The following is a 22,324-nucleotide window of genomic DNA, read 5'->3' as shown; positions in this document are numbered from 1 at the left end:
CTCACGCCTCCTTACCGGCGAGAATGCCCGCGGCGGCCTTGCGTTCGCGGGCCAGCTCCTGGACCGCGCCCAGCCCGTTGACCGACGGCTTGGCCCAGAACGGCGAGCGCGAGGCCATCATCATCAGCGGCGCGGTGACCAGGTACAGCACGATCACGTCGAGCACGGTGGTCAGGCCGAGGGTGAACGCGAAACCCTTCACCTGCCCGGCGGCCAGGATGTAGAGCACCGCGGAGGCGATCAGGCTGACCGTCTTGCCGGAGAGGTTGGTGCGCTGCGCGCGCGCCCAGCCGCGCGGCACGGCCGACCGGAAGCTGCGGCCCTCGCGCATCTCGTCCTTGATGCGTTCGAAGAACACCACGAACGAGTCCGCGGTCATGCCGATACCGATGATCAGACCCGCGATACCGGCCAGATCCAGGGTGAAGTTGATCCACCTGCCCAGCAGCACGATGATGCCGTACACCGCGAAACCCGAGGCGACGAGCGAGAATCCGGCCAGGAAGCCGAGCATGCGGTAGTAGAGCAGGCAGTACAGCAGCACCGCGATCAGGCCGATCGCGCCCGCGATCAGACCGGCGTGCAGCGAGGACAAACCCAGTGTGGCCGAGACGGTTTCGGCCTCGGAGGTCGCGAACGACAGCGGCAGCGAACCGTACTTCAACTGGTTGGCCAGATCCTTGGCGGTGCTGGAGTTGAAGTTGCCGGAGATGCGGGTGTCACCGCTGTACTGGCCCGAGGCCTGGACCACCGGCGCGCTGATCACCTTGGAGTCCAGAGTGAACGCCAGCCGCTTCTGGTAGTACTGGTCGGTCAGCTGACCCCAGGTCTTACCCCCCGCGGAGGTGAACTTCACGTCCACCTCCCACTGCGACTGCTGGGCGTTGAAGTTGGAACTCGCGTCGGAGATCTGCTGGCCGTCGAGCACGCTCGGACCCAGCAGGTAGACGAATTTGCCGTCGGTGGAACAGGTCACCAGCGGTTTCGCCGGATCATCGTTACCGGCCAGCGGATCGGCCGCGCCGCAGCCGCCCGAGGCGAGGGCCGCGGCGGCGATCTGCTGGGTCTGCTGGTCGTCGCTCTGGCGCAACTGCCGGGCCTGCGCGATCTGCTGCTGGGCCTGCTGCTGCGGCGTCAGATCCTTCGAATTGCCTTGCGGCGCACCGGGAGTCGTCGTCGGAGCGGGGGCCGGGCTCGGTTCGGGAGTGGTCGGCGCCTGCGCGGGGAAGATCCGGTTCTGCGGGGCGGGCGCGGATTCGCCCTCCGGGACCGCCGGGGCGGGTTCGGCCGGGGGCGCGGGGGCGGGTTCGCCTTGCGGCGCCGGGGTTTCCGGCGATGTCGGCTGGCCCGGAGGTACGGCCGTGCCCGGCGTCTGTCCGGGTTGCGCCGGATTCGCCGCACCGGAGCCCTGCACCGGGAGCTCGTTGAGCATCGGCCGGACGTACAGCTTCGCGGTGGTGGCCAGGGACTTGGCCTGATCGCCGTCCTTGCCCGGCACGGTGATCACCAGGTTGTCGCCGTCGATGACGACCTCGGAACCGGCCACGCCGAGCCCGTTGACCCGGGACTCGATGATCCGCTGGGCCTGCTCGAGGCTGTCCTTGCTCGGCTTCTTACCGTCGGCTGTGCGGGCGGTGAGCGTCACCCGGGTGCCGCCCTGCAGATCGATGCCGAGCTTGGGCGTCGGGGACTTGGAGCCGGTGAAGAACACCAGCGCGAAAATCACGATCAGCAGCAAGGCGTACACGCCGAGCAGCCGCAACGGATGCCCCGTTCCCTTGGAAGGTGGCACGGCTCTTAACTCCTAGACGGGTCTCGGGATCAACAATGGGTCGACGCGCGTCAACACCGGCGGGACGTCGGCGGGCGCGCCTCACTCTCACCGACTTTCGGGACCGCCCGGCGCCGCCGGAGCGCGCCGAGGAAGATCGGCACGAGCAGGACGGCCAGCAGCCGAAACAGGTATCGACCCATCGTTGTCGTCGGTCCCTAGTCTGTCGTGTGGGTGAATTACCCCCACAGTCTGCCAGTCCCGGCCGGGAGCGCCACATCCGCACACCCTCCGGCGTGTGACGCGTCCTCCGCCGCGTTTCACGCCGTGGTCCAGATCACATCTCGGGGGCTGGAACCGGTTCTGCCGCAACGACGTCCAACCAGACAATCCCGGAGAACCGGGGGGATCACCAGAAGGGATGTTGTTGATGTTGTTGTCGAATGCCGTCTCGACCGCCACCGTGTGGCGTCGGGCCAAGCGGGTCGCGTTCGTCGTGTCGGCGGCGGGCGCGCTCGGTCTGGGCGCCGCGCACACGGCGAGCGCCGCGCCCACCAACCTGTTCACGAATCTGCACGACTGTCAGGTGGCGGGCGGCCAGGCCGTCGCCGCGGCGGGCGGGCCGTCGAGGCTCCAGTACGTCTGCGACATGGTCAACAACGTCCCGGCGGGGACGATGGGGTGCCCGGTGAACCCCGAGACGCAGAAGTACGGCTGCCTGGTGGAGTACTACCACCTGCGCACGTGGCACACGTAGGCCGCTGAGGCCGGCCGGGTCACTCCTTGGTGAGGCGGGAGTCGGTCTCGTCCACCGATTCCTCCGCGGCGGGGGGCGCGGGCCGCTCGGCGAGCGTGCTCCCGGCGGCGGGGGTCTCGGTGTCGGCCGCGGTGGCCTCGGTGGCCTCTGCGGTCTCGGTGGTCCCGGTGGTCTCGGCCGTGTCGTCGGTGCGGACGTCGCGGATCGCGGCGCGCAGCCAGGTGGTCACGACATCCTCGGCGATCTCCAGATCGACCGAGACGTCGTCCACATCGACGACGGTGCCGTACAGCCCCGACGTGGTGGTGACCCGGTCACCGACCTTCAGGCTCTGCTGCAGGTCGGCAACCTTCTCCGCCTCGCGCTTCTGGCGGCGGACACCGAGGAACATCGGCACGAGCAGAGCTACCAGCAGCAGCGGAAACAGGTATTCCATCGTCGTTGTCGGTCCCTAGTCTCGGGTTGCGGGTGGGTGGTTACCCCAACAGTCTGCCAGGACGCGGCGACACCGCCACCACCGCCCGCGCTCAGGCCGCGTGCGCGCCGTAGACGTAGTCGTCGAGCGGGAACGTCACGGCCTCGCGGTGGGTGGTGAGGGTGCTGTTGGGGCGCAGCAGGGCGGCCTCGCCGTGCTGGTTGAAGTAGTAGCTGCGGGCGGTGGCGCAGTCGCCGTCGTAGAACACCGAGGAGGCGAGCTTGTCGGTGACGGTGTCCAGGAACCGGGCGTTGGCCTGCTCGGTGACCTCGAAGACGTGTTCGCCGCGGCGGAACATCTCGCCGAACAGGCGGTTCATGTGCTTCATCTGGGCCTCGATGGTGGTGAAGTAGGACAGCCCGCTGTAGGAGTAGGGACTGTTGAGGCTCAGGAAGTTGGGGAACTTCGGCACGGTGATGCCCTCGTAGGCCTGAAAACGGTTGTCGCGCCACCACTTTCCGAGGTCGCGGCCCTCGCGGCCGATGATCTCGAGGGCGGGGAAGTTCACGTCCCACAGGTTGAAGCCGGTGGCGAGGATGAGGGTGTCGATCTCGGTGCGATGCCCGTCGGCGGTGACGATGGCGTCGGCCTCGAGGTGGTCGATCGAGTTCGTCTCCAGCCGCACGTGCGGTTCGTTGAACGTCTTGAAGTAGGTGTTGGAGAAGGTGGGCCGCTTACAGCCGAAGTCGTAGTCGGGGGTGAGCTTGCGCCGGGTCTCCGGATCGCGGACCTGGGCGCGCAGATGCGCCTTGGCCAGCAGCGCCGCGCCCTTGTTGCCCACCTTGATCTCCCGGTAGTGCAGCACCCCGGCCACCATGAGCAGCTCCAGCGCGCTGGTGTTCACCAGGCGGGCGGCCTTCTGCGCCAACGGAACTCGCGCGAACAGCTCCTGCACCGGCCGCGGGATCGGGGTATCGACCTTGGGCACCACCCAGATCGGCGTGCGCTGGAACACCGTCAGCTCGGCGGCCCGCGCGGCCACCTCCGGGACCAGCTGCACCGCCGTCGCGCCGGTGCCGATGATGGCGGCGCGGCGCCCGCGCAGGTCGTAGTCGTCGTCCCAGGCGGTGGTGTGGATGATCTTGCCCGCGAAGTTCTCGATGCCCGGGAAGGGCGGGGTGTAGGGCTGGGACAGGAAGCCGGTCGCGGTGAGCAGGTAGCGCGCGGTCAGCGTCTCCCCGCCCTGGATCGACACCACCCACTGCTGCCCCTCGTCGTCCCAGCGCGCGCCGTCGACGACGGTGCCGAAGCGCATCCGGCGGCGCAGGTCGTACTTGTCGGCCACGTGCTCGGCGTACCGCTTGAGTTCGGCGCCCGGAGCGAACAGCCGCGACCAGTGCGGATTCGGTTCGAACGAATACGAATACGTGACCGAGGCGATGTCCACGGCCAGCCCGGGATAGCGGTTCACATGCCAGGTGCCGCCCAGATCGTCCTCCCGCTCGACGATCACGAAATCCCGCAAGCCGAGCCGGTCGAGCTGAATGCCCGCGCCCATCCCGCCGAACCCCGCCCCTACGACCACGGCGTCGTATCGAGGTGTCACGCCGAACCTCCTGTGAATCCGAGTAGCTGATACAGAATGACACATCATTCCGTTCCGGAACAACGTATCATCGGCGGCGTGCCGAAGCCATCCACACACCTCGAACGCCGCAAGGCCGAGCTCCGCCGCGAGATCATCGATACGGCCTTCGCCTGCTTCGCCGAAAAGGGTTATCACGCAACGGGTATCGCGGACATCGCCGGACGGCTGGGCATCGGGCACGGCACCTTCTACCGCTACTTCACCAACAAGCGCGACATCATCGACCACGTCATCGACGATCTCGCCGCCCGCATCATCGACTCGTTGGGCACCGACAACGCCCCCGACGCGGCGACCAGCCTCGCCGAGTACCGCGGTCAGGTCGAGCGCATCGGCGAGGCCCTGCACGCGATCTTCCTCGAGGACCGCCGCATCGCGCAGCTGCTGCTGTTCCAGGCCACCGGCATCGACGCCGAACTCACCGAGCGCCTCTACGGCCTCCTCGACACCGCCGACGCCCTCACCGCGGGCTACCTCGAACACGGCGTCGAACAGGGCTACCTCCGCCCCGACCTCGACACCACCAACACCGCCAAGGCCGTCACCGGCATGATGATCGGCGCCCTCCTCCACGGCCTCCGCACCCCCGACTCCCCCGGCCCCCCTCTGATAGAAGCCATCCGCCGCCTCCTCATAGACGGCGTCCGCAAAGACTGACCCCCAGCCCCACGAACCCAGCCGCACCCCTTATTCGAATCCGCACCCCTTGCAGGGCCACGAAACGGGTGCGGATCCGAACAAGGGGTGCGGCTGGATCGGTCGCGGGGAGGTTGCGAGAATGTCCGGCGTGACTCCCGACGAGGTGCGGCGGACCCGGTTCGGCCGGGCGCCGTTCGGTCAGCGCGGCTACGATGTCGCGGCGGTGGACGCGTTCCGCGAGCGCGTCGCCCAGGCGTTCCTCGGCCGCACGACGCTGACCGCCGCCCAGATCCGCGACCACGAATTCCCCACGGCGGCACGGGGTCACCGCGGTTACGATCGCGACGAGGTGGACGACTTCCTCGACCGCGCCTGTGTGGCACTGGAATTCGCCCGCCGCGGCCTGACCCCGCGCTCCCCCGGCGCACTCCTGGCCCCGGAAGACGTTCGCGCCCTGCGCTTCTCCCCACCACACCCGAACCGACCCGGGTACGCCGCGGACGAGGTGGACGTCTTCCTCGATCACGTCACCACCACGCTGACCCACACCGGCCCCGCCAGCCTGACCAGCCGCGAACTGGACAGCGTCCGGTTCGGCCTGGCCCATCCGGGTTCGGCCGCCTACGGCATCGAGGAAGTCGATTCGTTCGTAGATGTCGTAGCCCGCACACTGCGCGCCGAGGAGGCAACGGCCCGCTGAGGGTGAGTCGTGTCGCCGCCCACTGACGAGGCGACAGCCGGTCGGAAGCCCGTCGCCGCATAAGGTTACGAGGCAGTGATGGACCGGCGTGGTTCGCTGCGCGCTCGAAGTGACCACGGCCCGCTGAGAGTCGGGCACCAGCACCCCGCCCGCGCGCACGATCGTCGCGACGTCGGCGGTCGGCTCGGGGAACTCACTCGAAAAGGTCCAGGGTGGGGTGTGATTCGCGCCCCCGCACCTCGATCGATCCGAACACCAGATCCGGCGGCGGGACCAGGCCCAGATGTTCCCAGGCCGCGGCCGTCGCGACTCGGCCGCGGGGGGTGCGGGCGATCATGCCCGCGCGGACGAGGAACGGTTCGCACACCTCCTCGACCGTGGTGGCCTCCTCGCCGACCGCGACCGCGAGCGTCGATACGCCGACCGGGCCGCCGCCGAAGCTGCGGACCAGTGCGGCGAGCACCGCGCGGTCGAGGCGGTCCAGGCCGAGGCCGTCGACGTCGTAGACGGCGAGGGCGGCCCCGGCGACCTCGCGGGTGACGATGCCGTCCGCGCGGACCTCGGCGTAGTCCCGCACGCGGCGCAGCAGGCGGTTGGCGATGCGCGGGGTGCCGCGCGAGCGTCCGGCGATCTCGGCGGCGGCGTCGTCCTCGAGGGTGACGCCGAGGATGCGGGCCGAGCGGTGCAGAATGCGTTGCAGCTCATCGGGTTCGTAGAAGTCCATGTGCCCGGTGAAGCCGAAGCGGTCGCGCAGCGGGCCGGTGAGCGCACCCGACCGGGTGGTCGCCCCGACCAGGGTGAACGGCGCGATGTCCAGCGGAATGGAGGTCGCCCCGGGGCCCTTGCCGACCACCACGTCGACCCGGAAGTCCTCCATCGCCAGGTAGAGCATCTCCTCGGCGGGCCGGGCCATGCGGTGGATCTCGTCGATGAACAGCACATCGCCCTCGACGAGATTGCTGAGCATGGCCGCGAGATCGCCCGCCCGTTCCAGCGCGGGGCCGGAGGTGATCCGCAGCGCGGAACCGAGTTCGGCGGCGATGATCATGGCCATACTCGTCTTGCCCAGGCCGGGCGGCCCGGACAGCAGCACGTGGTCGGGGGTGCCGCCGCGCTGTTTCGCGCCGCGCAGCACGAGCGCGAGCTGTTCGCGCACGCGGGGCTGACCGATGAAGTCGTCCAGCGATTTCGGCCGCAGGCTCGCCTCGATCTCGCCGTCGGAGCGCAGATAGGTTGGGCTGACGGTGGATTCGGGCTCGTCGGGGAACTCGTCGCTCATCCGCCGTTACCGGTTCTTGCCCAGCAGGCCCAGCGCCGCGCGCAGCGCCTTGGACGTGTCGAGGTCGGGTTGCTCGGCGAGCACGCCGTCGACGGCGGGTTCGGCCTGTTTGGCGGGGAAGCCCAGTCCGATGAGCGCCTCGATGACCTGATCGCGCACCGGGGTGACGATCGGGGCGGGCCCCGCGCCGGGCGGACCCGATTGCACCGGAACGAGATTGACCTTGTCGCGCAGTTCGACCACCATGCGCTCGGCCCCGCGTTTGCCGATGCCGGGGACGCGGGTGAGCGCGGCGACATTGCTCTCGGCGAGCGCCTTGCGCAGGGCCTCGGGTTCGAGCACCGCGAGCACGGCCATGGCCAGCCGCGGGCCGACTCCCGACACGGTCTGCAACAGGCCGAACAGCTCGCGCGCCTCGGTGTCGGCGAAGCCGTAGAGGGTCATCGAGTCCTCGCGCACGATCATCGCCGTGTACAGCCGCGCCTCCTCGCCGCGGGTGAGGGCGGCCAGCGTGGAGGGGGTGGCGTTGAGCCGGTAGCCGACGCCCGCGGCCTCGAGCACCGCGTGGTCGAGCCCGATCTCGAGCACCTCACCGCGTACCGACGCGATCATTTCGTCACCGCCTTCCGTTGCTGGGCAAGCCGTTCCGCGTAGCGTCGCCGCTGTTCGGCGGCGAGCTCCTCCGCGCGGGCCATGCGGTCGAGCATCGGCGCCCGCCAGCAGTGACAGATCGCCAGCGCGAGCGCGTCGGCGGCGTCGGCCGGTTTGGGCGCCGTGGCCAGGCCCAGGATACGGGTGACCATCGCGGTCACCTGAGCCTTGTCCGCGGACCCGTTCCCGGTGACCGCCGCCTTGACCTGACTGGGCGTGTGGAAGTGAACCGGGATTCCGCGCCGCGCGGCGGCCAGCGCCACCACTCCCCCGGCCTGCGCGGTGCCCATCGCGGTCCGCACATTGTGCTGGGCGAAGACCCGTTCGACGGCGACGGCCTCGGGCCGATGGGTGTCCATCCATTCCTCGGCCGCGTCGGCCACCCCCAGCAACCGCTGCGCCAGATCCATCTCCGCCGGGGTGCGGACCACGTCGACGGCCACGGCGGTCACCTGCCGCCCGACCCCACCGTCGACGATGCTGATCCCGCACCGGGTGAGCCCCGGGTCGACACCCATCACCCGCACGAAAGCACCCCTCCGAGTCGCGAACAGTTGTTCGAAGTCTAACGGCCCGAGCCGCCCACCTCGGCCACCGACACGGCATCGGCTGTCCGCCCGGCAGATTCGCCGCGGCCAGCGGAACATGCCCACCGCGGTGGTCGCCATTGTGCCGGGGGCCGCGTTCGAGGGGTTGACCGTGGACACGGCAGGGCGGGCGTATCTCGCCCGAATCCATGGTCGGCGGGCCGAATCGCCTGGCCGCCGCCCGAATCCGATGGTCGGCGGGCCGATCCGCCTGGCCGCCGCCCGAATCCGATGGGTTGGCGGGCCGATTCGCGCTACCCGCGCTGGGTGGCCGGGTGGTTGGCGGGGAGGCCGAGGAGGGTGGGGTCGGCGGCGCGGCGCGCCCATTCGGCGCCGGGGTCGCTCACCAGGCGGCGGGTGCGGAGGTCCATCAGGCCGCTGAGGTGGTCCACGGTGGCGGACAGTTCGCCGGCGGCGCGGGTGAGGACGTGCTCTACGCGAAAGGTCTTGCCGGGGGACCAGATCCACGAGCAGGTGACGTCGACGCTGTCGCCCGCGCGGAGTTCGCGGTGGTAGCGGATGGTCGTCTCCAGGTTGACCGGGCCGAAGCCGTCGGCGAGCAGTTCGTCCACCGAAATGCCCGCGGCCTGAACGCATTCGAACCGGGCGTGGTCGGCGTACTGCTGGTAGGCGGATCCGGTGACGTGCAGTTGGGGATCGACGTCGGAGATCCGCACATCGATCCGGAGCGAAAAGGGTTCTTGCGTAAGCGCCACCGCCACACTCTGGCAGACGGCACCGACAAGTTCGCCTCAGCGCAGGTGGGCGGCGAAGGTGTCGTAGGCGTCGGCGGAGAACAGCACGAACCGGATCTGCTCGACCGCGGTGTCGGCGGCGCGCGCGGTCTCGATCGCCAGCCGCGCCCCGTCGTCCATCGGCCACCCGTACACGCCGGTCGACACGGCCGGGAACGCGACGGTCCGCGCCCCCAATTCGTCGGCAACCCGCAAGGATTCGCGATAACACGAGGCGAGCAGCGCGGACCGGTCCTCGCGCGCGGAGTACACCGGCCCGACGGTGTGAATCACCCAGCGGGCGGGCAACTTTCCCGCCGAGGTGGCCACGGCCTTCCCGGTGGGCAGCCCGTCGGGATATTCGGTTGCCCGCAGTTCCCGGCAGGCGGCGAGAATCTCCGGCCCACCCTTGCGATGAATCGCCCCGTCCACCCCGCCCCCGCCGAGCAATGTCGAATTCGCCGCGTTGACCACCGCGTCCACCTCCTGTTCGGTGATGTCCCCGCGGACCAGTACGAGTTCGGCCATGCCCCCATTGTGCCGATGCCGGGAAGTCGCGGACCGGTCCCCTACGGTGAGTCCATGGCCTGGATTCTGCTGATCGTGTCGGGATTCATGGAGACGGTGTGGGCCGTCGCGCTCGAGAAGTCGCACGCGTTCACCAAACCGGTCCCCAGCGTGGTGTTCGCGATCGCGCTGACCCTGAGCATGGTCGGCCTCGGCCTGGCGTTGCGCGAGATCCCCGTGGGCACCGGCTACGCGGTGTGGGTCGGCATCGGCGCGGTGGGCACGGCCCTGATCGGCATGATCTGGCTGGGCGAGTCGACCAGCGTGCCGCGGATCGGCTGCCTGCTGCTGATCATCGCGGGCGTGATCGGACTGAAGATCTTTCGGTGATCATCCGGTGTAGGTTCGCGCTCGTGCGCGGTATCTCCCTGGAAGTGGATCGCTGGCGTGAGCGGTTGCGGACCAATCTGTGGTTCGTGCCCACGCTGGAAGTGCTGGTGGCGGTGGCGTTGTTCGCGGTCACCCTCGGGCTGGACCGCTACGCCTTCAACCATCACTACGACATGCCCGGCTGGGTGCTCGGCGGGACGCCCGACGCCGCACGGCAGGTGCTCACCGCCATCGCGGCCGCCGACATCACCGTGGTCGGGGTGGTCTTCTCGATCACGATCGTGGCGTTGACCCTCGCCTCAACCCAGTTCGGTCCGCGCATGTTGCGCAACTTCATTCGCGATCGGGGCACCCAGCTCACCCTCGGTACCTTTGTGGCGACCTTCGTCTACGCGGTGGCGGCGCTGGTGGCCATCGGGCCGGAGTTCGTGCCGCACATCTGCGCGACGGTGTCGATCGCCTCGCTGGTGGTCGATCTGGCGATGCTGATCTACTTCATCAATCACATCGCCGGGCAGATCCAGCTGCCCAATGTGATCGCCGATATCGCCCGCGAGGTGAATTCGGCGGTCGCGGCGAATCAGGACACCACACCCCCGGTGACCGAGCGCGGCCCGTCGGTGAAGCAGATCCGCGCGCGGCTCGCCGAATCCGGCGGCGAGGTGCGCACCACCAGCAGCGGCTATCTGCAATACATCCGCTACGAGCAGTTGGTCCGGCTAGCGGCCGAGGAGAACGCGGTCATCCATCTGCCGTACCGGCCCGGTCATTTCCTGACCGAGGGTCAGGTGGTGGCGACGGTGTGGCCCGCGGACGCGGCCGAACGGATCGGTGATCGCTTCGCCCACGGTCACGTCACGGGCGCGATGCGGACCCTGGTGCAGGACGTGTCGTTCGGCATCGATCAGATCGTGGAGATCGGGTTGCGCGCGATGGCGACCACCACCAACGACACGTTCACGGTGTTGACCTGCGTGGACTGGTTGGGCGACTGCCTGTCTCGCATCGCGGCGTCGTGGCGGCCGGATCCGGTGCGCCGCGACCGCGACGGCTATGTCCGGGTGATCGCGACCCAGGTCACCTACGAGCGGCTGGTGCAGCGCGCGTTCGAGAAGATCCGCCAATCCGGCCGCGGCGCACCGGCGATCATGATCCGCCAGCTCGACGCCCTCACTCAGATCGCCGACCGCACCACCGACCCGGACCGCCGCCGCGTCGTCCTCGAACAGGCCGCGATGATCGAGCGCGCCGTCCCCGAGATCCCCGAACCCGCCGACCGCGAGGACGTCCTGCGCCGCTGCCGCGCCTTCCACGAGGATTTCGCCCGGGGCTGAATCGTAGTGTGCCGCTCGGGGTTTCGAATTCCGGTGGGAGCAGGCGGATGCGGACCCGAGCGGGAGAAAGGCGAGGGGCGCGAGCCCGTCACCCCGTCTTCGACCGCAGCCGCGCCGCGACCAGAGCGCCGATGCGATCCCAGGCCGGGGACGAGGCGGTGGGCGCCTCGGCCGCCAGCCGAGCCAGGCGCGGATCGCCGGGTGGGCCGGATTCGGTGCCGTGCCGGGTGGACCACGCGAGGGTGCGATCGGCGAGTTCGGGCAGCCGGGGGTCGTCGGGCGACCAGTCGAAGGCCGCGTCGTGGTCGCGATAGAGGGCACGGAATTCCGGATCTTCCAGCGCGATCAGCTTGTCGGACAACCACTTTCGCGCCTCGGCGGGCGCGGTGGCCTGCATCAGGATCCAGCCGTCCCGCTCGGCGGCGATGGTGCGCTCGCTGATGCCCAACTCCCGCAACCGATCCAGATAGTCGGCGACCTCCGCGGACACGAACAGCCTTGTGCCACCGCGTAATTGGGCCACCCGTTCGCGGCTGCGCCGCAGTTCTCGGATGCGGCGGCGCAGATCGTCGTCGATTTGGTCGATCGCCGCGGCGAATTCGTCCGGTCCGGCGTCGAGCAACTCACCCACCCGGGCCAGCGGCACCCCGGCCTCGGCGAGGGTGCGGATCTTGACCAGGGTGACGGCCTCCGCCGCGCCGTAGCGGCGGTAGCCGGACGCGTCGCGTTCGGGTTCGGGGAGCAGGCCGCGCTCGTGGTAGTGCCGGATGGTCTTGATGGTCACCCCGGCGTAGGCGGCGAGCTGCCCGATGGTGATCACGTCGCATTCCTCTCGTTCGCGCGGTCAGGCCGGGACGCGGCGGCTCATGCGGCCGCCCGCGCAGCGCAGCGCCGCGGCCGAGGCGTCGCCGCCGTGATAGGAGATCAGCAGCTGGCGTGAGTATCCCGCGAGGGCCGCCGAGGGCATTCCGGCGGGGGCGAAGACGTCGGGCCCGACGGGCACGTACCGCCGCGGCGGGGCGTCGAGGAAGCCGCCCGCGAAGGCGGTGAAGATCCGTTCCTGATCCGGGTCCGACGGCTCGTAGGTGATCGTCTCCTCCAGCTGACCGTCCACCTCCCGCACCTCGACGCGCAGCTGATTCGACCGGTAGACGCCCACGTAGCGGGACAGATCGGTCACCGCGCCCGGGTCGGCGATCGGCACCGGAACCTCGGCCCCGAGCCGTTCGCGCACGAGCCACAGCAGGATCCGATCGTGCAATTCCAGTGCGCGCGGGTCGTTTCCGAACGCGGCGAACACCAGATCGTGCTCGGGCGCGACGATCAGCACGGCGACCCCGCCCGCCGAGGACCCCGAATGCGACAGCAGGGTGAGATCCCCGAAGGACATGAGCAGCCAGCCCAGCCCGACCGGGGTGATGTGCGGGGTCGTGGTCGCCCGCTCGGCCATGCGGGCGACCGATTCCGCGCTCAGCACCCGCGTGCCGGTCGGCGCGACGCCCCCGGCGAGGTGGGTCCGCCCGAAGGCCAGAAGATCGTCGATCGTCGCGGTCACCGACGCGCCCGCCGGGGCCCAGGTGTCGGGAAGTTTGAACAACGCGGTGCGCCGGGCCCGTCCCGTCTCCGTATCCGGGAAGTGCCCGACCGCGGTGTCGCGCAGAATCGCCTGCTCGGCGCTGGTGCAGGCGCCCGTCATGCCGATCGGATCGAACAACTCCCGGTGCAGCAGGTCGTGATAGGACGTCCCGGTGACGGCCTCGAGCACGCGGCCCGCGACGATCATGCCGCCATTGGAGTAACTGGTGTGCTCCCCCGGCTCGAACAGCGCGCCCACCGCACCGGGCAGTCCGTCGACGAAGGTCCGCACCGCGCCCGGGCCCTCGCCGGACGGGAAGTACAGGTCGGCGTCGATGCCGTTGGTGTGGGTGAGCAGGTGGCGGATCGTAATGCGTTCGGCCACACCGGGAGTCGCGAGGTCGAACTCCGGCAGGTACGTGCGCACGGGCGCGTCGAGGTCGATTGTGCCGCGCTCGACCTGCCGCAGGACCAAGGTGGTGGTGAGCATCTTGGTGATCGAGCCGATGAGGAAGCCGGTGTCGGCGCGCATGGGTGCGGCGGTGGCGACATTGGCGATTCCGTGGGCCACGACGACCCGGTCCTCGCCGTGGTGGACGCCCGCGACGTAGCCGGGGACGCCGGTGGTGGCGCAGAATTCGGCGATCTGGCCACGGAGCTGGTCGCCAATCGTGCTGTGGGACATGGGTTTTCCTCTCGGAGGTGATTCCGGTCCGGTGGGTTTCTCCGGCCCACAGCTATCGTGCAACCCTGCCCTTGGGGCAGGGTCAAGAGCGAACGGGGCGGGCCGAGAGCGGCCTCACCGAACTCGGAGCCCCCTCACAGCTGATCTCGAGGAACACCATCGATGATTGCCGCCGTGTTCCCTGCGCTGACGGATGTGCCGACGACACCACCGACACCGAGCGTGGCCCCGCCTCCGCCGCCGCATCTGCCCTCGGCGAATCTGAATCCGTACGGCGGCTTCCATCGTGGGCTGTCGTTGCTGCACGGCTGGCTTCCGCTCACCATCGAACTGATCGCGGTCGCGTTGCTGATCGTGGCCGTGGCCCGGTTCACCCGGCGCTGGTGGCTCGTCCGGGTGCCGATCTGCCTGGCCTCGGCGGCGGCCGCCGCGGTCGGCGGCTGGCTGTACCTGACCGATGAGGGCCTGGCCTCCGATCCCGCGCCGCTGCTGCTGTGGGTGGCGGTCGCGGCGCTGGCCGGGGCGCTCGCGGTCGCGGTGCTCGGCTGGCCGGGCGGCCGCTGGTGGCAGCGCGCGGCGGCGATTCTGGCCGTGCCGATGGCCCTGCTCAGCACCGGCGTGGTGCTCAACCAGTGGGTCGGCTACTACCCGACCGTGCAGTCGGCGTGGAGCGCGCTCACCGCCGGGCCGCTGCCCCACCAGACCGACCTCGCCGACCTGCCCGGCCTGCGCGGCAAGCCGAGGACCACGGGAGTCGTTGTGCCCGTGCACATTCCGGACACCGCCAGCGGATTCAAGCATCGCACCGAATACGTGTACCTGCCGCCCGCGTGGTTCGCCGGGGACAAGCCCCCGGCCCTGCCGGTGGTGACGATGATCGCGGGCGAGTTCAACACCCCGGCCGACTGGTTGCGCAGCGGGCAGATCATGCCGAGCATCGACAAGTTCACCGCCGCGAACGACGGCCGCGCCCCGATCCTGGTGTTCGTCGACTCCAGCGGCAGCTTCAACAACGACACCGAATGCGTGAACGGTCCGCGCGGCGACGCCGCCGACCACCTCACGAAAGACGTTCCGCCGTATGTGGAATCGACGTTCGGCGCGTCGGCCGACCCCGCGAACTGGGCGGTCATCGGCTGGTCCATGGGCGGCACCTGCGCGATCGATCTGACCGTCACACACCCGGAGCTGTTCCACACCTTCGTCGACATCGCCGGTGACCTGAGCCCCGCCTCGGGCACCAAGGAGCAGACCATTCGCCGCCTCTACGGCGGTGACGCCGCCGCCTGGGACCGCTTCGACCCCCTGACCGTCATGGACCACCACGGCCCCTACACCGGCGTCGCGGGCCTGTTCGACGACCTCACCCCGCCCCCACGCCAGGGAAACCGCGGCGGCGCAGGGCAATTCGCGCGTCCGAAGGTGGACGAGGATCAGATCGGCCTCGGCGGACAGGACGCGGGCGGCGACACCGGCGAGATCGGGGCCGCCGAGAAACTCTGCGCGAAGGGCCGCGACCTCGGCATCGACTGCACGATCCACACGACGCAGGGCGGCCACACCTGGCAGTTCGCCTCGGCCGCGTTCGAGTCCTCGTTCCCGTGGATCACCGCCCGGGTGGGGCTACCCGTCCTGGAATCGCGCTGAATACAACCCTTCTGACCTTCGGCTCGGCGTTCTAGGGTCGCTCGGCGAATCGACGCCGAAGGGAAGGGCGCCATGTCGCTACTGGAGACCGCGCCGAATCCGGCGGCCACCACGAAGGATTCGGATGAACGCCGCGCACCCGTCGCCACCCGATCGGCCGTCGTGGCGAGCCTGATCGGCACCACCGTCGAGTGGTACGACTTCTTCCTCTACGCCACCGCCGCGGGCCTCGTGTTCGGCAAGCTGTTCTACCCGGACACCAGCGCGTTCGTCGGCACCATGCTGTCGTTCGCGACGTTCGCGGTCGGCTTCGTCATGCGGCCCGTGGGCGGGCTGGTGTTCGGCCACATCGGCGACCGCATCGGCCGCAAGCGCACGCTCGCGCTCACCATGGCGATCATGGGCGGCTCGACCGCCCTGATGGGCGTGCTGCCCACGACCGCCGCCATCGGCGTCGCCGCGCCGATCCTGCTGCTGGGTCTGCGGATGCTGCAAGGCTTCGCGCTCGGCGGCGAATGGGCGGGCGCGGTGCTGCTGGCCGTCGAGCACAGCCCGCGCCGGCGGGTCGGACTGTTCGGCAGCTGCCCGCAGATCGGGCTGGCGCTCGGGCTCGCGCTGGGCACCGGCGTGTTCGCGCTGCTGCGCTCGACGCTCAGCGATGCCGCGTTCCTCGGCTACGGATGGCGAATCGCGTTCGGCGCCAGCGTGATTCTGGTCGCGATCGGGCTGCTGGTGCGGCTGCGCATCGACGAGACCCCGGCCTTCCGCGAACTCGACCGGCTGGAGCGGATCTCGAAAGTGCCGGTGCTGCACCTGTTCCGGAGCGCGAGGACGCGGCGCAACACCATTCTGGGACTGTTGTCGCGCTGGGGTGAGGGCGCGGCGTTCAACACCTGGGGCGTGTTCGCGATCAGCTTCGCGACCGGACATCTGGGGCTGCGGCAGGTGCCGGTGCTGGTCGCGGTGACAATCGCGGCGCTCACCATGGCCGCGCTGATCCCGGTGTCGGGGGCGCTGACCGACCGGTTCGGGCCGCGGCGGGTGTACATCGCGGGGATCGCCGCCTACGGGCTGCTGGTGTATCCGGTGTTCGCGCTGTTCGAGACGCGGCACATCGTGGTGTTCACCGTCGCGATGATCGCGGTGTTCGGCGTCGCGCACGCTACGTTCTACGGCGCGCAGGGCACGTTGTACGCCGGCCTGTTCCCGCCCGAGGTGCGCTACACCGGGCTGTCGTTCGTGTATCAGGTCTCGGGCGTGTACGCCTCGGGCATCACGCCGATGGTCGTCACCGCGCTCATCGCCGCGGCGGGCGGCACGCCGTGGCTGGCGTGCGGGTACCTGGTCGCGACGGCCGTGGTGAGCGTGATCGCCACCCTGTTCATCGCCGAGGACGACCGGCTCACGGCCTGAATCTTGTTGACCGACAACCGGTTTCGCGGCCGGTCACGGGGGACCGGCTTGCCCGGTCCCCCGTTCGTCATTCGAGCCGAGGGACCGGCCGCCCCGGATCACGCGTCGAGTTCCGCGAGGATCTCGTCGGAGACGTCGACGTTGGTGTAGACGTTCTGCACGTCGTCGCAGTCCTCGAGGGCGTCGACGAGTTTGAACACCTTGCGCGCGCCCTCGGCGTCGACCGCGACCGTGGTGGACGGCTGGAAGCCGGATTCGGCCGAGTCGTAATCGATTCCGGCCTGCTGCAACGCCGTGCGGACCGCGACCAGATCGCCCGGTTCGCTGATGACCTCGAACGCATCGCCGAGGTCGTTGACCTCCTCCGCGCCCGCGTCGAGCACGGCGACGAGCACATCGTCCTCGGTCTGGCCGTTCTTCTCGAGCGTCACCACGCCCTTGCGGCTGAACAGGTAGGCCACCGAACCCGGGTCGGCCATATTGCCGCCGTTGCGGGTCATGGCGACGCGGACCTCACCGGCGGCGCGGTTGCGGTTGTCGGTGAGGCATTCGACGAGCACGGCGACGCCGTTGGGGCCGTAGCCCTCGTACATGATGGTCTGCCAGTCGGCGCCGCCCGCCTCCTCACCGCCGCCGCGCTTGCGCGCGCGCTCGATGTTGTCCAGCGGGACGGAGTTCTTGCGAGCCTTCTGAATGGCGTCGTACAGCGTCGGGTTGCCATCCGGGTCACCGCCACCCGTGCGGGCCGCCACCTCGATGTTCTTGATCAGCTTGGCGAACAACTTGCCACGCTTGGCGTCGAGGGCAGCCTTCTTGTGCTTGGTGGTGGCCCATTTGGAGTGGCCGCTCATTCCCTACTTCCTTCAGTCGGTTCTCGAGGTGCGGGCAGACAACTTCGCCAGTCTACTGCCCGACCAGCTGTCACTTGTCGGCCGGAACGGCCGCTCGTACGGAGTCCACGAACATCCGGTGCACTCGCAGGTCGCCGGTCACCTCGGGATGGAACGACGTGGCCAGCACCCGGCCCTGCCGCACCGCGACGATCCGGCCCTGGGCCGGACCGGACGGTACCCGAGCCAGCACCTCCACGTCGTCGCCGACACGCTCCACCCACGGCGCCCGGATGAACACCGCGCGCACCTGCCCGTCGTCGATGCCGGTGAAGTCCAGATCGGTCTCGAACGAGTCGACCTGACGGCCGAAGGCGTTGCGCCGCACGGTCATATCGATGCCCGACAGCGAGCGGGCGTCCGGCCGGGTGTCGAGCACCTCGCTCGCCAGCAGGATCATCCCCGCGCACGATCCGAACGCGGGCATCCCGTCGCGCAGCCGGGCGCGCAGCGGCTCGAGCAACCCGAACACCTCGAGCAGTTTGCTGATCGCGGTGGACTCACCCCCGGGCAGCACCAGCCCGTCGACGGCGGCCAGCTCGGACTCTCGCCGCACGCTCACCGGCTCGGCCCCGCATTCGGACAAAGCGCGGAAATGCTCGCGGACATCGCCCTGCAACGCCAGCACACCAATGGTCGGTCTCACGAATCGAGCATACGAGTCACGCCGGACGGGCCCGTCAGCCCTCCCGCAACGTGCGCGTCAGCCCCTCCTGCACGACGGCGGCGACGAGCTGGCCGCGCTGGTCGAAGATGCGGCCGCCGGTGAGGGCGCGGCCGAAGCCCGCCGAGGGGGAGTTCTGGTCGTAGAGGAGCCATTCGTCGGCGCGGAACGGGCGCAGGAACCACATGGCGTGGTCGAGGGAGGCGTCCTGGGTGGGTTCGCCGGGGTGGGTGACCTTCGACGAGCCGAGCAGGGTCATATCGCTCATGTAGGCGAGGGTGCAGACGTGGAACAGCGGGTCGTCGGGCAGCGCGTGCCGGTAGCGGAACCACACCTGCTGCTGGGAGGCGAGGCCGTCGCGACGGGAGACCCGGTCCTGCGGGATCGTGCGGATGTCCCAGTGCTCCCATTCCCGCATCCGCCACAGCCGCTCCGGGCTCAGCTCGGTCTTGGCGTCCGGAAGTTCTTCCGGCAGCGGCACTTTCGGCATCTCGTCCTGATGAGTGGGTCCGGCGTCGCCGACGTGGAAGGACGCCGACATGGTGAATATCGCCTCGCCCTCCTGCACACCCGTCACCCGCCGGGTCGTGAAGGATCGGCCGTCGCGGATGCGCTCGACCAGATAGACGGTCGGCTCCGTCGGATTGCCGGGCCGCAGGAAGTAGCCGTGCAGCGAGTGCACCTGATACCGCGGTTCGACCGTGCGCACGGCCGCCACCAGCGCCTGTCCGGCAACCTGCCCGCCGAACGTGCGCGGCAGCTGCGTCTTGGTGGACGCGCCGCGGAAGATGTCCCGCTCGAGCCGCTCGATCTCCAGCGCCTCTTCGATCGTCGCCATGAACCGTCCTTCCGGGAATCAACCTGCCCAGGCTAAAGGATGGCGAACCCCCCGCCCGCCCCGACCTGCCCGGATCGGCATGATGGTCGGGTGCCCGCCTTCACCCCGATCACCGCCGCGGCGTTGCTCGACACCCTCGTCGAGCGGGTCGCCGCGCTGTCCGTGCGGGCCGTGGGCGCGGGGGACGGGGTCGACTCGGCCGAGCACGGCCCGGGGCGCGCCGTGGTGGCCATCGACGGGGCCGATGCCGCCGATCCGGTCGAGATGGCGCGGATGGTGGCCGAGCGGGTGCGGGCGCGGGGGCGGCCGTGTGCGGTGGTGGCGGTGCACGATTTCGTGCGTCCGGCGTCGTTGCGGTTGGAGTTCGGGCGGGACGCGGAGTCGTATCGGGAGGCGTGGTTCGACTATGCGGCGTTGGATCGGGAGGTGTTGCGGGGGTTGCGGGAGCGCGGGCGGTGGTTGCCCGCGCTGTGGGACGAGCGGACCGACCGATCCGCGCGCGCCGCAACGGTTTCCGCCGAACCGGATCTGGTGGTTCTCGTGGCGGGGCCGATGCTGCTGGGGCGGGGGCTGGATTTCGATCTGACCGTCGAGCTGCGGCTGTCGGAGGGGGCGTTGCGGCGGGCGACCGATCCGGCCGAATCCTTCACGGTGGAAGCGCTTTTGGCGCATCGCCGCGCGGCCGGGGACCCGGATCTGCTGGTGGCGTGGGACCATCGCGACCGACCGGCGATCCGGCAGTAGGCTACGGCCGTGAACCAGCCGTACCCGCCGTTTCCGCAGCAGCCGATGCCGCCGCAGGGCCCACCGCCGCCCGGTATGCCCCCGCAGGGCCCGCCACCGCAACCCCAGGGCATGCCGCCGCAGCCGCATCCCGGCCCCGGCTTCCCGATCCTGGTCTCCACCATGAACGACGTGCCCGGCCACGAGGTGGTCCGCGTCTTCGGCGAGGTCGCGGGGCTGACCGTGCGCAGCCGTGGGCTGGGCGCCAATCTCTCGGCCGGTTTCCGCGCCCTCGGCGGCGGCGAGATCACCGAGTACACCAACCTGCTCTACCAGTCCCGGCACGAGGCGATCATGCGAATGTGCCACCACGCCATGGGTTTCGGCGCGAACGCGGTCATCGCCATGCGCTTCGACTGCAACGAGATCGCCAACACCATGAGCGAGGTCGCGGCCTACGGCACGGCCATCCTGATCCGCCCGATCCAGCGTCCGGTCGACGCCTCCGGCCCTCACACCGTCGCGACCGGATAACCCTCCGCCCCGAACAGGTCGCGGTCGGCCTCGGGCACCCAACACCCGGCCGCGACATCGGCGTTGTAACCCGCCCGCACATGCGCGACGAGCCCCGCGAGCCCCGGATGCGCATCGACCCCCCACCACAACAGCGCGTGCGGATACGCGGGCGTCGGATCCACGACCCGCACCCCACGAATCCCCGGATGCAGCGGCGTACGAAACCCCGTACCCGTGAACGTGGTCAACACCCGCGACGCCGCCACCCGCTCGAGCACCACGTCGATCGACTCGGGCCGCCCCCCGGTCTCGACGGTGACCCCCGCGAATTCACTCAACTCCCGATAGAAGTCGGCCCACTCCGACGGCACCGCCGCCCCCGGCACCCACGCCGGATACGCACCGGCCTCCGCCAACGACACCTCCGCCCGTCCGGCGAGCGGATGCCCCTTCCCGACCAGCAGTTGTAGCGGCTCCAAATACGCTGGCGCACAACAAATCTCATCCGGCAGCGTTCGAGGCCCCCCGAACCGCCGAGCAAACGCCGCATCCGCCCGCCCCGCCACCAAAGCATCCCGCGAGGTATCCCGCACGCTCGACAACACGATCTCCACCTCGACCCCCGGATGCCGATCGAGGTAATACCGCATCAAATCCGCAGCCGCATCCCGCTCCCCCAACAACGCCACCCGCAACGGCCGCCCCCGCACCGCCCCCACCGCCTCATCGGCAACGGTCAGCAGCGACCGCGCATACGGCAGAAACCGCCGCCCGGCCGCGGTGGCGACGGCCCCCCGCACCCCACGCTCCACCACCACGACCCCAAGCTGACTCTCCAACTTGGCGATCCGCTTCGACACCGCCTGCTGACTGATGCCGAGCACCTCCGCGGCATACCCGAACTGGCCCTCGTCGACCACGGCGACGAAGGCCCGCACGGCTGCGAGATCGAGATCGATCACCTACCACCCGCGCTCGGCGAGCCGGTGCGGCTCGGGAATCTCCTCCACGTTGATTCCGACCATGGCCTCGCCCAACCCGCGCGACACCTTCGCCAACACATCCGGGTCGTCGTAGAAGGTGGTGGCCTTGACGATCGCCGCCGCACGCTGGGCCGGGTTGCCGGACTTGAAGATGCCCGAGCCGACGAAGACGCCCTCTGCTCCGAGCTGCATCATCATGGCCGCGTCGGCCGGGGTGGCGATGCCGCCCGCGGTGAACAGGACGACGGGGAGTTTGCCGGTCTCGGCGATCTCGCGGACCAGGTCGTAGGGGGCCTGGAGTTCCTTGGCGGCGACGTAGAGCTCGTCCTCGGGCAGGGACTGGAGTTTGCGGATCTCGTCGCGGATCTTGCGCATGTGGGTGGTGGCGTTGGAGACGTCGCCGGTGCCGGCCTCGCCCTTGGAGCGAATCATGGCCGCGCCCTCGGTGATTCGGCGCAGGGCCTCGCCGAGGTTGGTCGCGCCGCATACGAAGGGGACGGTGAACTGCCACTTGTCGATGTGGTGCTCGTAGTCGGCGGGGGTCAGCACCTCGGACTCGTCGATGTAGTCGACGCCGAGGCTCTGCAACACCTGCGCCTCCACGAAGTGCCCGATGCGGGCCTTGGCCATGACCGGGATGGAGACGGCCTCGATGATGCCGTCGATGAGGTCCGGATCGCTCATCCGCGCCACGCCGCCCTGCGCCCGGATGTCGGCGGGCACCCGCTCGAGGGCCATGACCGCCACCGCGCCCGCGTCCTCGGCGATCTTGGCCTGCTCGGCGGTGACGACGTCCATGATCACCCCACCCTTGAGCATCTCGGCCATGCCGCGCTTGACGCGGGCGGTGCCGGTCGTCGGGGTGGTTTCGGGCGTAGTCACGGCAAACTCCTGAGTCTTCGGCGGAATCGTTGTCGTTCGGAGTCGAACGCCACGATTCTAGGCCGCGGAATCAGGCCACTTCATAGCCAGTCGGAC

The 22,324-nt window shown here is 69.7% G+C and carries 24 protein-coding genes; 9 read left to right on the top strand and 15 right to left on the bottom strand.

From position 1 onward, the window contains the following. Window position 1: 1 nt before the first annotated feature. Window positions 2-1,792 carry a protein translocase subunit SecD gene (secD, locus tag ACFYTQ_RS03720; RefSeq protein ID WP_387356813.1) on the bottom strand — a complete coding sequence of 597 codons (1,791 nt, stop codon included), beginning with the start codon at window positions 1,790-1,792 and terminating at the stop codon, window positions 2-4. 409 nt (window positions 1,793-2,201) lie between these two features. On the opposite strand from secD, the gene ACFYTQ_RS03715 reads away from it, so the two are divergent. Continuing rightward, window positions 2,202-2,528, top strand: coding sequence for a hypothetical protein (locus ACFYTQ_RS03715; RefSeq protein ID WP_387356811.1), 327 nt, complete (start codon window positions 2,202-2,204; stop codon window positions 2,526-2,528). A 19-nt stretch (window positions 2,529-2,547) separates the two neighbouring features. Here ACFYTQ_RS03715 and yajC read toward each other — a convergent pair whose 3' ends face one another. Continuing rightward, on the bottom strand, window positions 2,548-2,964 hold the full coding sequence (gene yajC, locus ACFYTQ_RS03710) for a preprotein translocase subunit YajC (protein ID WP_387356809.1): 417 nt from the start codon (window positions 2,962-2,964) through the stop codon (window positions 2,548-2,550). 91 nt (window positions 2,965-3,055) lie between these two features. Next, window positions 3,056-4,549 carry a flavin-containing monooxygenase gene (locus ACFYTQ_RS03705; RefSeq protein WP_387356807.1) on the bottom strand — a complete coding sequence of 498 codons (1,494 nt, stop codon included), beginning with the start codon at window positions 4,547-4,549 and terminating at the stop codon, window positions 3,056-3,058. A 78-nt stretch (window positions 4,550-4,627) separates the two neighbouring features. Here ACFYTQ_RS03705 and ACFYTQ_RS03700 point away from each other — a divergent pair, with 78 nt between their 5' ends. Together ACFYTQ_RS03700 and ACFYTQ_RS03695 are read left to right on the top strand one after the other, a co-directional pair. Then, window positions 4,628-5,248: a TetR/AcrR family transcriptional regulator gene (locus ACFYTQ_RS03700; protein ID WP_387356805.1), complete on the top strand. Its 621-nt coding sequence runs from the start codon at window positions 4,628-4,630 to the stop codon at window positions 5,246-5,248. Between the two features lie 121 nt (window positions 5,249-5,369). After that, window positions 5,370-5,930, top strand: a complete 561-nt coding sequence (locus ACFYTQ_RS03695) for a DivIVA domain-containing protein (RefSeq protein ID WP_387356803.1) — start codon at window positions 5,370-5,372, stop codon at window positions 5,928-5,930. A 193-nt stretch (window positions 5,931-6,123) separates the two neighbouring features. Here ACFYTQ_RS03695 and ruvB read toward each other — a convergent pair whose 3' ends face one another. The 5 genes from ruvB to ACFYTQ_RS03670 form a co-directional block, all read right to left on the bottom strand. Beyond that, window positions 6,124-7,209: a Holliday junction branch migration DNA helicase RuvB gene (gene ruvB, locus ACFYTQ_RS03690; protein ID WP_387356801.1), complete on the bottom strand. Its 1,086-nt coding sequence runs from the start codon at window positions 7,207-7,209 to the stop codon at window positions 6,124-6,126. Between the two features lie 6 nt (window positions 7,210-7,215). Continuing rightward, window positions 7,216-7,821 (bottom strand): Holliday junction branch migration protein RuvA, encoded by a 606-nt coding sequence (ruvA, locus tag ACFYTQ_RS03685; RefSeq protein ID WP_387356799.1) that lies wholly within the window; start codon window positions 7,819-7,821, stop codon window positions 7,216-7,218. Continuing rightward, on the bottom strand, window positions 7,818-8,387 hold the full coding sequence (ruvC, locus tag ACFYTQ_RS03680) for a crossover junction endodeoxyribonuclease RuvC (protein ID WP_387356797.1): 570 nt from the start codon (window positions 8,385-8,387) through the stop codon (window positions 7,818-7,820). Before ruvC ends, ruvA begins: the two co-directional genes overlap by 4 nt. A 314-nt stretch (window positions 8,388-8,701) precedes the next feature. Further along, window positions 8,702-9,163, bottom strand: a complete 462-nt coding sequence (locus ACFYTQ_RS03675) for an acyl-CoA thioesterase (RefSeq protein WP_387356795.1) — start codon at window positions 9,161-9,163, stop codon at window positions 8,702-8,704. Between the two features lie 36 nt (window positions 9,164-9,199). Further along, a complete protein-coding gene (locus ACFYTQ_RS03670; RefSeq protein WP_387356793.1) occupies window positions 9,200-9,709 on the bottom strand; it encodes an O-acetyl-ADP-ribose deacetylase in 510 nt (169 codons plus the stop codon). 54 nt (window positions 9,710-9,763) lie between these two features. Here ACFYTQ_RS03670 and ACFYTQ_RS03665 point away from each other — a divergent pair, with 54 nt between their 5' ends. Together ACFYTQ_RS03665 and ACFYTQ_RS03660 are read left to right on the top strand one after the other, a co-directional pair. Beyond that, window positions 9,764-10,078, top strand: coding sequence for a DMT family transporter (locus ACFYTQ_RS03665; protein WP_387356791.1), 315 nt, complete (start codon window positions 9,764-9,766; stop codon window positions 10,076-10,078). Between the two features lie 23 nt (window positions 10,079-10,101). After that, on the top strand, window positions 10,102-11,412 hold the full coding sequence (locus tag ACFYTQ_RS03660; protein ID WP_387356789.1) for a DUF2254 domain-containing protein: 1,311 nt from the start codon (window positions 10,102-10,104) through the stop codon (window positions 11,410-11,412). Window positions 11,413-11,500: 88 nt separating this feature from the next. Here ACFYTQ_RS03660 and ACFYTQ_RS03655 read toward each other — a convergent pair whose 3' ends face one another. Together ACFYTQ_RS03655 and ACFYTQ_RS03650 are read right to left on the bottom strand one after the other, a co-directional pair. Beyond that, window positions 11,501-12,232, bottom strand: a complete 732-nt coding sequence (locus tag ACFYTQ_RS03655; RefSeq protein ID WP_387356787.1) for a MerR family transcriptional regulator — start codon at window positions 12,230-12,232, stop codon at window positions 11,501-11,503. Window positions 12,233-12,256: 24 nt separating this feature from the next. After that, entirely contained in the window at window positions 12,257-13,672 is a 1,416-nt protein-coding gene (locus tag ACFYTQ_RS03650) for a serine hydrolase domain-containing protein (RefSeq protein WP_387356785.1), read from the bottom strand. A 195-nt stretch (window positions 13,673-13,867) separates the two neighbouring features. Here ACFYTQ_RS03650 and ACFYTQ_RS03645 point away from each other — a divergent pair, with 195 nt between their 5' ends. Both ACFYTQ_RS03645 and ACFYTQ_RS03640 read left to right on the top strand, forming a co-directional pair. Continuing rightward, complete coding sequence (locus ACFYTQ_RS03645; RefSeq protein WP_387357035.1) at window positions 13,868-15,319, top strand: alpha/beta hydrolase; 1,452 nt, start codon at window positions 13,868-13,870, stop codon at window positions 15,317-15,319. 72 nt (window positions 15,320-15,391) lie between these two features. Continuing rightward, a complete protein-coding gene (locus ACFYTQ_RS03640) occupies window positions 15,392-16,732 on the top strand; it encodes an MFS transporter (protein ID WP_387356783.1) in 1,341 nt (446 codons plus the stop codon). 98 nt (window positions 16,733-16,830) lie between these two features. Here ACFYTQ_RS03640 and ACFYTQ_RS03635 read toward each other — a convergent pair whose 3' ends face one another. The 3 genes from ACFYTQ_RS03635 to ACFYTQ_RS03625 all read right to left on the bottom strand — a co-directional run bounded on the left by ACFYTQ_RS03635 (window position 16,831) and on the right by ACFYTQ_RS03625 (window position 19,124). Then, the gene (locus ACFYTQ_RS03635; RefSeq protein ID WP_387356781.1) at window positions 16,831-17,583 is read right to left on the bottom strand and encodes a YebC/PmpR family DNA-binding transcriptional regulator; all 753 of its coding nucleotides are present in this window, start codon (window positions 17,581-17,583) and stop codon (window positions 16,831-16,833) included. Between the two features lie 70 nt (window positions 17,584-17,653). Further along, window positions 17,654-18,268 carry a pyridoxal 5'-phosphate synthase glutaminase subunit PdxT gene (pdxT, locus tag ACFYTQ_RS03630; RefSeq protein ID WP_387356779.1) on the bottom strand — a complete coding sequence of 205 codons (615 nt, stop codon included), beginning with the start codon at window positions 18,266-18,268 and terminating at the stop codon, window positions 17,654-17,656. A gap of 34 nt (window positions 18,269-18,302) precedes the next feature. Continuing rightward, window positions 18,303-19,124, bottom strand: coding sequence for an acyl-CoA thioesterase (locus ACFYTQ_RS03625; protein WP_387356777.1), 822 nt, complete (start codon window positions 19,122-19,124; stop codon window positions 18,303-18,305). Window positions 19,125-19,214: 90 nt separating this feature from the next. On the opposite strand from ACFYTQ_RS03625, the gene ACFYTQ_RS03620 reads away from it, so the two are divergent. Next, a complete protein-coding gene (locus ACFYTQ_RS03620; RefSeq protein WP_387356775.1) occupies window positions 19,215-19,868 on the top strand; it encodes a hypothetical protein in 654 nt (217 codons plus the stop codon). 9 nt (window positions 19,869-19,877) lie between these two features. Continuing rightward, window positions 19,878-20,381, top strand: a complete 504-nt coding sequence (locus ACFYTQ_RS03615; protein ID WP_387356773.1) for a heavy metal-binding domain-containing protein — start codon at window positions 19,878-19,880, stop codon at window positions 20,379-20,381. On the opposite strand, the gene ACFYTQ_RS03610 is transcribed toward ACFYTQ_RS03615, so the two are convergent. Both ACFYTQ_RS03610 and pdxS read right to left on the bottom strand, forming a co-directional pair. Continuing rightward, a complete protein-coding gene (locus ACFYTQ_RS03610) occupies window positions 20,360-21,325 on the bottom strand; it encodes a LysR family transcriptional regulator (protein WP_387356771.1) in 966 nt (321 codons plus the stop codon). The genes ACFYTQ_RS03615 and ACFYTQ_RS03610 overlap by 22 nt on opposite strands. Further along, the gene (gene pdxS / locus ACFYTQ_RS03605; protein ID WP_387356769.1) at window positions 21,326-22,228 is read right to left on the bottom strand and encodes a pyridoxal 5'-phosphate synthase lyase subunit PdxS; all 903 of its coding nucleotides are present in this window, start codon (window positions 22,226-22,228) and stop codon (window positions 21,326-21,328) included. Window positions 22,229-22,324 lie beyond the last annotated feature (96 nt).

It is taken from the genome of Nocardia sp. NPDC004068 (genome assembly GCF_042874315.1).
In the GTDB taxonomy this organism is placed as follows: domain Bacteria; phylum Actinomycetota; class Actinomycetes; order Mycobacteriales; family Mycobacteriaceae; genus Nocardia.
This window is presented reverse-complemented; position numbering and strand designations above follow the sequence as displayed.